This window comes from Neorhizobium puerariae, assembly GCF_042429745.1.
GTDB classification, from domain to species: Bacteria; Pseudomonadota; Alphaproteobacteria; order Rhizobiales; family Rhizobiaceae; genus Neorhizobium; species Neorhizobium puerariae.
Genome location: NZ_JBHMAA010000040.1, coordinates 18,983 through 28,061, shown reverse-complemented (window position 1 = coordinate 28,061; position 9,079 = coordinate 18,983). Strand labels below are relative to the sequence as shown.

At 63.1% G+C, this 9,079-nt stretch carries 10 protein-coding genes; 4 read left to right on the top strand and 6 right to left on the bottom strand.

The genetic code is table 11. The features are described 5' to 3' along the window. From ACFFP0_RS29005 to ACFFP0_RS28980, 6 genes are all read right to left on the bottom strand, one after another. Positions 1–177: sugar phosphate nucleotidyltransferase (locus tag ACFFP0_RS29005; RefSeq protein WP_377265703.1), on the bottom strand; the 177-nt coding region annotated here is incomplete at its 3' end. Between the two features lie 372 nt (positions 178–549). Then, complete coding sequence (locus ACFFP0_RS29000) at positions 550–822, bottom strand: hypothetical protein (protein ID WP_377265701.1); 273 nt, start codon at positions 820–822, stop codon at positions 550–552. Between the two features lie 33 nt (positions 823–855). Continuing rightward, the gene (locus tag ACFFP0_RS28995; protein WP_377265700.1) at positions 856–2,004 is read right to left on the bottom strand and encodes an ABC transporter permease; all 1,149 of its coding nucleotides are present in this window, start codon (positions 2,002–2,004) and stop codon (positions 856–858) included. Then, the gene (locus ACFFP0_RS28990) at positions 2,001–3,218 is read right to left on the bottom strand and encodes an ABC transporter permease (RefSeq protein WP_377265699.1); all 1,218 of its coding nucleotides are present in this window, start codon (positions 3,216–3,218) and stop codon (positions 2,001–2,003) included. Before ACFFP0_RS28990 ends, ACFFP0_RS28995 begins: the two co-directional genes overlap by 4 nt. A gap of 1 nt (position 3,219) precedes the next feature. Beyond that, entirely contained in the window at positions 3,220–4,200 is a 981-nt protein-coding gene (locus ACFFP0_RS28985) for an HlyD family secretion protein (RefSeq protein WP_377265698.1), read from the bottom strand. Between the two features lie 9 nt (positions 4,201–4,209). Beyond that, positions 4,210–5,091, bottom strand: a complete 882-nt coding sequence (locus tag ACFFP0_RS28980; protein ID WP_377265697.1) for an SDR family NAD(P)-dependent oxidoreductase — start codon at positions 5,089–5,091, stop codon at positions 4,210–4,212. A 212-nt stretch (positions 5,092–5,303) separates the two neighbouring features. Between ACFFP0_RS28980 and ACFFP0_RS28975 the strand changes: the two genes are divergently transcribed. The 4 genes from ACFFP0_RS28975 to ACFFP0_RS28960 all read left to right on the top strand — a co-directional run bounded on the left by ACFFP0_RS28975 (position 5,304) and on the right by ACFFP0_RS28960 (position 9,078). Further along, the gene (locus tag ACFFP0_RS28975; protein WP_377265696.1) at positions 5,304–7,055 is read left to right on the top strand and encodes a hypothetical protein; all 1,752 of its coding nucleotides are present in this window, start codon (positions 5,304–5,306) and stop codon (positions 7,053–7,055) included. A 106-nt stretch (positions 7,056–7,161) separates the two neighbouring features. Then, positions 7,162–8,130 carry a catalase gene (locus ACFFP0_RS28970; RefSeq protein WP_377265694.1) on the top strand — a complete coding sequence of 323 codons (969 nt, stop codon included), beginning with the start codon at positions 7,162–7,164 and terminating at the stop codon, positions 8,128–8,130. Positions 8,131–8,134: 4 nt separating this feature from the next. Continuing rightward, on the top strand, positions 8,135–8,560 hold the full coding sequence (locus ACFFP0_RS28965; protein ID WP_377265693.1) for an ester cyclase: 426 nt from the start codon (positions 8,135–8,137) through the stop codon (positions 8,558–8,560). Beyond that, positions 8,560–9,078: a hypothetical protein gene (locus ACFFP0_RS28960; RefSeq protein WP_377265692.1), complete on the top strand. Its 519-nt coding sequence runs from the start codon at positions 8,560–8,562 to the stop codon at positions 9,076–9,078. The genes ACFFP0_RS28965 and ACFFP0_RS28960 overlap by 1 nt, the downstream gene beginning before the upstream one ends. Position 9,079: the final 1 nt, after the last annotated feature.

Sequence of the window (9,079 nt, the reverse complement as noted above, 5' to 3'; positions counted from 1 at the left end):
CACGAGGAACCGGAACTCCTCGTTGGTGATCACCACAGCCGCCTCGTACAGCGCCGGATCGGCTACCCGCGAAAGCGTCGCCTGGAACAGCGTACGGTCCCCCACAAACCGGATGAACTGCTTCGGTGCGCTCGCCCGCGACAAAGGCCAAAGCCGGGTACCCTTCCCACCCGCCATGATCACGGGAATGATCTTGCTCACGTCAATCTCTCCACTTCAACACCACGTCCAAAACAGATGAAAACCTTCCCCGGCCAGCCGCCGGCTGCCCCATCCCGAAATCAGGCCGCATCAGGACCGGTTCGAGGGCACAGGCCCACTACACGCGGGGCAAGCCTGCCCGGCTGCACAAATCCATCCAAAATTCCACCCGATCCATTTGCAGGGAGCCTGCTACAATAACTCTTTCCAAGAAACAACGGCCTTATAAAGTAAAACAAAAGCAACATTATGAAAAGAATGCAAGATAATTATATAATGGACTTGTCGCAGCCGGACCTCAAGAAAACAAAGGCTTTTTGGAAATTTCCCAACATTCCGAAACGTGATTCAAATAGAAAATGTATCTATATCGGTCGATGTTTCGGCGAGAATACCCCCACCGTCAACAGTCGATGAAGACAAGGACAAGTTGTTTCGAGCAAAGCGCAGACCGACCGGTTCGGGGAAGGCCGCCGCCGTCGGTAACGGCTTCAAAGGCCGAACAGATGCCGGATGGTGGAGGTGAGCGTTGCCACCGGTTTCTGGTCCGCGAGGTCGTAGTTTGACAGGCTCTGCTCCGTTTCCAATCGCCTTGAGAGCATCAGTCGCATGCTTGATCATGGCCGCTCCCACCTCCGATGCCCGCTCCGCTCGCTATTGCCCTTGCCTGCGCATCGAAAGCGCCTCCAGCAGGATCGCGACGCCGAGATAGACCGCGGCAAGCGCGCTCAGCACGAGAAGGTGAGGCCGGACATCGGAGAGCAGCGCGCCGAGCTGGGCCACGTTCACGATTGCATTGATGGCGGTCGTGCTGGGGATGACGATGGCAAGCGAGCGGACGGGCTCCGGGATCGCATCGGAGGGCCAGGAAAAGCCCGAAAGGAAAAGGAACGGCATCCCGATCGCCGCCGCGACGAGCTGCACGACGATCGGGCTCTTGAACAATCTCGCAATCACCATGCCGAGTGCCGCCACCGCGACGATATACGGCAGTGCAATCGCGTAGATCGCGGCAGGTGTGCCGAGCCTGGGAACGCCGTAGAGATAGGGCAGGACGATCAGGTAGGAGGAAAAGACGACGAGTTCGAGGATGATATAGGCTGCCAGCCTGCCCAGAACCCGCCCGACGGGACCTATGTGAGCATGTCGCGGATCGGCAAGCTCAGGGTTCTCATGGGTTCCAAGCAAGCCGACGCCGATCAGCAGGGTCTGCTGCAGGATAAGCACCAGGGCGGCGGGAAGGATATAGGTCGCATATCCCCCCTGCGGATTGAAGAGCGGTATCGCAGTCAGCGGCATGGGGTCCGGGGCCGCCGCGGCGATGACCGGATCGACATGCGCGGTGATCAGCCGGCTGGTTTCGATCTCGGCCCCCATGGTCCTGGCGAGCGCGCTCACCGCGCCGGATATTCTCGAATAGATAAGGAAATAGCTCGCATCGGCATAGATCGCGACCGGAGCGATTCGCCCATGCAGAAGGTCCCGCTCGAGATATTTCGGGATGACGAGGATGCCGTAGAGGCTCCGGGCGAAAACCTCGCGCTCTGCGGTGACCTGGTCCGGCAGCACCGCAGCGACCGCGACGTCGGCGGAGGCATCCAGGCGCCTTGCGAACGTTCGGCTCGTATCCGTCCCGTCGAGATCGACGAGCGCGATCGGCACATCCCGCAACGCTTCGGCGCGATAGGGCTGCGGATAGAAGACCGCATAGATGACGATGGCGAGCACCAGCACCGAGAAGGCGGGTCTGAGCGAGAAGATACGGCGCAGCTCGATGCCGCAGACGACGAGCATGCCGCTCATGGCGTACCCTCCCCAGGCAGCGCCGCGATCTGCCTCTGCCGGCGATTGCGGCTGCGGATCACCTCCAGCCGCAACGCGACGACGGAGGCCAGAAAGACCGCCATGAACAATAGAACTGCAATCGGCCGCAGAGACAGGTCCTGCGGCGTGCCGCGGATCGTCTGGTCGATGCGGGCCATCAGATACCATGTTCCAGGCAGCATCTCTCCCCAGTGATAGGCGAAGGCGTTCATGCCGATCCGCGGGAAGCCGATGCCCATGAAGCCGAAGGCGGGCGCGGTGATGAGCGTGCCGATGCTCACGGCCGTCGCCATGGGCCTGAGCACGAGCGCCAGAAGCGCGCCGAAAAACTGGTTGGCGAGAATGAAGAGCACGCCGGCGGAAAGCAGCAACAGCCGGTCGCCGCGCAACGGCAGATCGAAAACCATGAAAAGCAGGGCGTCGGAGATGCCGAGGACCACGAGAAACACGAGGGTATAGGGCAGAAGCTTGCCGAGCATGGCGGGCCAGAGACCGCCACCCAGGCGGCGCAGGATGCGCAACCGGTGGCGCGTCTCGGTATCCTGGCCGATCGAATAGGCCATGGTGGTGACGATACCGATCTGCAAGATCGCCGGCAGCAGGGCCGCAAGCAGGAAGTGGGTGTAGTTCAGTGTCGGGTTGAACAGCGGATTGACCTGCACCGGGATCGGCGCGAGCGAACCCCGGGCCATGTCCAGAGGCTGGCCGCGAGACGTCCTGAGCGACAGCCTGATCCCGCCCTCGACGACGGCAAGCGCCGCGTTCACGCCTCTCAGCGTCAGATTGCCGGTGGTCAGCGTCTGCGCATTGTAGAAGAAGACCACTTCCGGCCTCCGGCTTGCGAAAACGTCCCGCTCGAGATTCCTCGGGATCATCAGCAGGCCGTGGACCTTTCCGGCCAGGATGAGATGCCGGCCTTCCGCAAGATCGCCGACATTGACGGCAACGGCCGTATCCGGCGTCGCATCGACGGACCGGATGATAGTGCGGGAGAGATCGCTGCCGTCCAGATCGAGGACGGCGATCGGCAGGCGTGTCGCCAGGCCGGCGCTGAACACCACGGCCAGGACACCCATCAGGATCAGCGGCAGAATGACCGTCAGGAAAACGAGGAAGGGACGCTTCCGGAACTGCAGCACCTCCCGTTCGAAGACGAGAAGAAGACCCGGGCGGGCTTGGCCCTTCGCCAGCATGTCAGTTGCCCGCACCGGGCCATGAGGCGATGACGCTCATGCCGGGCCGCAGCCCCTCCACCGGCTCGGTGGGTTCGGCACGCACTTCGAACGTCCGCAGATCGAAATCGCCGGTCGCCCGCGTTGCGCGCCAGGTCGCGTATTGCCCCTGCGCGTTGATGACGGTGACTTTCACCTCGAATGCGCTGTTCTTCAGCGCCGGCACGGTCACCTTGAAGATGTCCCCGACCTTCAGCCCTTTGAGAAGATCCTCCCTGAGATTGAAGGTGAGCCAGGGATGCTGCAGGTCGATGATCGAAAACAGGGGTGCGCCGGCGCTGAAATTCTCGCCGAGTTCGGCCACGCGGGTCGTCACCTGTCCGTCGATCGGCGTGTGGATCGTCAGTTCCCGCACATCCGTCTGCTGCTGGTCGAGCGTGGCCCGTGCCTGCTCCACCCTGGCGGCGGCAAGGGCGCGCTCTTCCTTGCTCGCGCCGGCAACGGCCAGATCGAGATTGGCCTGCGCCGCCTCGCGCGAACGCAGCGCCGCTTCGAAATTGCGTTGCGACTGTTCGGCGCGAGCCTGGGGCGCCGCATTCGTTGCGAGCAATTGCGACTGCCGCGCCGCATCCGACTGATAGAGCGTGACGTCGGCCTGCGCCGCCTCCGCTTCCGCCTTCCGCGCGGCGATCACCTCCGTGCGCGTGCTGTTGACGCGCACCAGGTCGGCTTCCGACACCGTCAGCGCCGCCTGCGCCATATGCAGCGCAGCGACCAATTGCGGGCTTTCGAGTTCGGCGATCACATCGCCCCTGCGAACGACATCGCCGACATCTGCGTTCAATGCGGCAATGCGCCCGGAAACGCGCGGGCTGATATCGACACGATTGGCCGATACCTCACCCTGAACCACGAGCGGCGGCGGCAAGGTGGCGTACCACAGCAGAGCGCCGAGTGCGCCGAGGCAGACGATTCCGGCGATGCTGCGAATAATCCTCACCATCGGCCCGCCTCAGGAGCGACCCGGAACGGGTGCAAGGAAGTCCACGCCAGTAATCGCACTGGATGATCTTGCGACATCCGGATCGATGCTGCCTTGACCGGGATTGACCTGGTTTACGATCTCCTCGGACCGGGCCCGGATATGCGGCTCCATCTGGGCGGCATGGGTCAATATCCAGAACTGTCGCGTTGTTATGGCCGAAAAGACCTGCCGCGCGACATCGCCGGGTTCCATGGCATGCGAGGATTTCATCGCATCCGCAGAAGGCGGCGCTCCGGCAGCCTCGTTTTTCATGATGTTCGTCTTGACCAGTGCCGGACAGAGAACGGAAATACCGACACCCGAATGGCTGGCCAGCAGCTCCCGGTAGAGCGTCTCCGACAATCCCACGACGGCATGCTTGCTGGCCACATAGGCGGATGCGGCGGGAATGGTCAGCAGTCCGGCGGCGGAGGCGGTGTTGACGATATGGCCCGACCGCCTCTCCCGGAGACCCGGCAGGAAGGCGAGAAGCCCGTTCACCACGCCGCCGACATTGATGTCGAACATGCGCTTCCAATCGGCCTCGGTATGGTCCCACGTCAGCGCGAGCTTGGTGATCCCCGCATTGTTCGCAACGAGCCAGGGAGGCCCGAGACGCTCAGACGTGCGATCGTGCAGCGCCTGAACATCCGCGAGCCTGCTCACATCCGTCGGCACCGTGATCGTTTCAACCCCGATCTCGTCGACGATCCTTTTGGCCTCGTCCAGCCGCTCCTGGCTGAGATCGGCAAGGGCGACCTTCATCCCGTTCCTTGCCGCCTCGACCGCAAGAGCAAGCCCGATGCCGCTCGCTCCGCCGGTGATCACAGCGACTTTTCCCTGCAGGGTTTCTCCGGCACGTCCCGTCATGCGCAAGCCTCATCTGGTTCGACGTCCCTGCAGGGTACGGCTTGCGGATGGCGGGAGAAGTTAGCCACCCGTGAGATTGCCAGGGCTAACTGTGACTTACGTTTGGCAAAAGGATGCCGTCGAATATTCTCCGGCGCTTCAAATGATTTGACCTATGGCATGATGCGTCGCACGGTACGGCGAAGTTGGCCGACAGCTTACAGGACCTTGAAATGCAGCCCTCCCCTGCGGCAATCCGCCAGCAACTGGAAACCCTGCGGCGCAGCGCGAGCTTCAACGGCTCGGACCGGCTGATGGCCCTGTTGGAATATCTTGTCGAGGAGACGCTCGAAGGCAGGGGCGAGGATCTCAAGGAAGCCGTCATCGGCAATGCCGTCTATCAGCGTGACCCGCCTTACGATCCCAGGATCGACTCGACGGTTCGCGTGGAGGTGCGCCGGCTGCGCAGGAAGCTCGATGATCACTTCGCCCTGGAAGGCCGGTCCGATCCCGTATCCATCTCCATTCCCGTCGGAACCTACAGCCCGCTCTTCGCCGCGCAGAAGCCGGGACGGCCGACGAGACCGGCGGAGCAGGCCGCGCCGGAAATCTTCCGGCATGGCCCCGGAACGGTCGTGGCCATCCTGCCCGTTCGCGCGTTTTCCAGGGAAGGTCCGCTAAGGGAATTTGCAGGCGGCCTGACGGATGAGCTCATTTTCGCATTCGGCTCCGAACCGGGCATCCGCATCCCGTCGCGCGCGACGACTTTTGCCTATACGGAAAATCTGCCGTCGATCCCGGCGCTCGCCGAAGAACTCGGCGCCGATGCCGTGCTGCAGGGAACGGTGCGCGAGGAAGCAGGCATGATCAGAGTGACGATCGAGATATCCGATCCCCGTGGGTTCGTCGTCTCGTCCGACCGTTTCGACGGCGCCTCCGGCGACGGACTGGGCCTGCAGGAAAAGATCGCAACGACACTGACCAGCCGATTGCGCTTCGACAGTTCCCGCATGCGCGCCTTCCAGATCAGCCCCGGCCCGGACGCCATCCGGTCCCACGCCAAGATCTATCGCGCACGCCAGTTGCTCGACCGCCAGATGCCGGCGACGCTGCGCGAGGCGCTCGCGATCTTTTCGGATGTCGCGAATACGGCGCCCGACTATGCACGCGGTCACTCCGGAATAGCCGATTGCTGTTGCGACATGTTCCGCATCGGCATCATCGATGGCGAGGAGGCCCTTCCCCGCGCGAGGGCTGCGGCCGACCGGGCGCTCGAAATCGATCCGCAATCCATCGAGGCAAATACCGCACGGGCGACGATCAGCGCCTGGCTGGAACGCGACCGCAACGCCGCGGAAGCGGGCTTCGAACGCGCCCTCGAACTGGGGGACAACGCCCGCACGGTCCGGGTTTATGGCTCCTATCTCAGCCTGCTCGGCCGCGAGGACGAAGCGGAACGGCTTTTCCGCGAGGCACGGCGCATCGAGCCCTTCTCCCAGCAGCAGGACATAGCCGAGGCGGTGAGCCATTTTCAGGCGCGTCGCTTCGACCGCGCGCTGGCGGATATGGCATCCGCCGGCCCTCCTGCGGCGGCAATGGAAGCCGTCTTCTATAACGCACTGGCCTGCCATTTCGGCGGCGATGCGGACAGTGCGCGTCTCTGCGCAAAACCGCTCGGTCACCTTCCGGCAAGCCATCCCCAGCTCGTTTTCGCCGATGCGGAAGTCGAAGCCTGGCTCGGTGCGCCGCAACGCGCGGAACGATTGCTCGACGCCGGCAACGCCAAGGCCAGCCAGTTCGCCCGGGCGACCCTCGCCTGCGCCACCGGCAATGCCGGCCGCGCGTTCACCCATCTCGCAAAGGCCCTGGAACGACGGGAACTGGCGACCGTGTGGATGCGCGGCGATATCCGCTTCGACGCCCTCCGTGGCACGGCGGAATTCTCGAACCTCCTGGCCGTTCTCGAGGCGCTCCGCCTGTCCTGACCTCCGGCCGGTCCGTCTCACTGGACTCACGGTAAGCTGAAGCGCCCTCACTTCCGGCCGTGGCCGACGGTTCCTATCGTCAGGTCGCGATCAGGAGGCCGGGACCATGACCCAGAACAGCCAATACCGCCACGCCGAAACCATCATCGATCGTATCCACGGCGTTCTCGGCCATTTTCCCGGATACCGTACCCTGCACGCCGACGGGCGGCTCTACAAAGGCACCTTTAAAGCCTATGAGCAGGCCAGACGCTTCACCCGGGCCGCCCACCTTCAAGGACAGGAAGTTCCCGTCTCCGTCCGTTTTTCCAAGGGCGGAGGCAACCCGCACGCCTTCTTCAACGCCACCGTCGGCATGGCGACCCGCTTCTATCTGGACGACGGCCGCGTGACCCATCTCGTCATGCTGAGCCAGAAACTGTTCTTCGCCAGCACGATCGAACAGTTCGTCGGGCTCGTGACATCGGCCCAGCCCCTGGAGCCCGGCGGCCCGGTCAACAAAGCCGGCCTCGACGCTTTCCTTGCCGTCAATCCCAATGTTCTCAACGTCTTCAGGATGCGCGCCGCGGCACTCGCTCCGGTCAGTTTCGGCAATACGGAATTTCATGCCGTTCATGCCTTCCGTTACCTCAACGCCAGCGACGAGGTGACTCACGTCCGGTGTCACTGGGTCCCGCTCGACGACGTCAAGGGTCAGGCCCCCGAAGTGCTGACGCATCAGAGCGTCGACGTGCTGTTCGGGGAGATGAACGAGCGGCTGAAGACCGCGCCCGTCAGCTTCGAACTGGAACTGGAAATTGGCGAACCCGGCGATCCCCTGAACGACGCAACCGCTCTCTGGCCGGAAGGACGCCAACGCGTCCGCATCGGCCGGCTGACGGTGACCGCCCCGACAAGCGAGGACGAACTCGGCGACCGGCTGATGAACCACGATCCGACGATGCTGGTGGACGGCATCGAGGCGACCGACGATCCCATCCTTCAAATCAGGCGCGGCGTCTATGAAATGTCGGCCGCCCAACGCAGCGGCGGCTGGAAAGACCTCGCCCCGGCGGGATCGCAGGCCGGAGAGTGAGGCCATGGGGCGGCGCAATCTCGAACTCATGCGCGCGATCGACACTGCCTGGAACATGCGGCAGTGGGCCGACTACGCGGATCTTCTCGACGAAGATCTCGTCGCATGGATGTCGGGAGAGGATACACCGCATGGTAAAGCCGAGCACATCGTCCGCGCCCAGCGGTTCTGCGCCCGGTTCCCGGATTGCCGCGTCCATATGGACCCCTATCTCGACCTGTTCCTGAGCCTCGATACGAACAGGACATGCTCGATTGCCCTGTTGTCCGGAAGCTCGGCGGTGACGAAGGGGACGTTCAAAGTCTCCTTCACCGCCATCTGCCGGTGGAACAACGGCCGCATCATCGAACAGCGGGAATATTTCGACAACGAGCTGCTGATGAAACAGCTCGGCCTCCATCCGACCATGACCAGCAACGGAGAGCTATGATGACCACCAACATCGCCCCCTTGGAAGACCGTCTCGCCATGGCGCAGACGGTGACCAACCAACCCGACGGTCCCGGAAAACGCATCGGCAAGCGCGGCGAACTCACCATGATCGGCAATGTGCTGCCGGGCGGCGCCGAACTCTTCCGCAAGCGGCTTCCGCAGTTTCAGGCCGAGGCCGCCTATTGGGAAGACCGCGTCGGAACCGTTCAGGACTTCCGCATCCTGCTTTTCGACAACGACAGCAGGTTCCTTCTCTCCCTCGTCTATGACGGCGACTTCAAGCCCTACCTCATCGATATCGTCTCCCAGGCCGCGCCGTGGCTGGACAGCATCGCCAGCGGCGTTCTCGAAGGATATCCGGGAATGGACAGCCCCGATATCGGCGAATGGGTCATCAGCCTGCTCCATCCTGCCGACTTCTTCTATGTCGGCACGCCGGACGCCACCGTTCGCGACGTGAAGAAGATGCAGAAGCTGTCGAAAGCCGTCAGCGATCTTCTGGACGCCGCCGGTTGAA

Bases quoted from the DNA above. Each gene is read 5' to 3' on its own strand.
- ACFFP0_RS28995 (WP_377265700.1), bottom strand. From the start codon at position 2,004: ATGAGCGGCATGCTCGTCGTCTGCGGCATCGAGCTGCGCCGTATCTTC.
- ACFFP0_RS28980 (WP_377265697.1), bottom strand. From the start codon at position 5,091: ATGACGGGACGTGCCGGAGAAACCCTGCAGGGAAAAGTCGCTGTGATC.
- ACFFP0_RS28960 (WP_377265692.1), top strand. From the start codon at position 8,560: ATGACCACCAACATCGCCCCCTTGGAAGACCGTCTCGCCATGGCGCAG.
- ACFFP0_RS28965 (WP_377265693.1), top strand. From the start codon at position 8,135: ATGGGGCGGCGCAATCTCGAACTCATGCGCGCGATCGACACTGCCTGG.
- ACFFP0_RS29000 (WP_377265701.1), bottom strand. From the start codon at position 822: ATGATCAAGCATGCGACTGATGCTCTCAAGGCGATTGGAAACGGAGCA.
- ACFFP0_RS28990 (WP_377265699.1), bottom strand. From the start codon at position 3,218: ATGCTGGCGAAGGGCCAAGCCCGCCCGGGTCTTCTTCTCGTCTTCGAA.
- ACFFP0_RS28985 (WP_377265698.1), bottom strand. From the start codon at position 4,200: ATGGTGAGGATTATTCGCAGCATCGCCGGAATCGTCTGCCTCGGCGCA.
- ACFFP0_RS28975 (WP_377265696.1), top strand. From the start codon at position 5,304: ATGCAGCCCTCCCCTGCGGCAATCCGCCAGCAACTGGAAACCCTGCGG.
- ACFFP0_RS28970 (WP_377265694.1), top strand. From the start codon at position 7,162: ATGACCCAGAACAGCCAATACCGCCACGCCGAAACCATCATCGATCGT.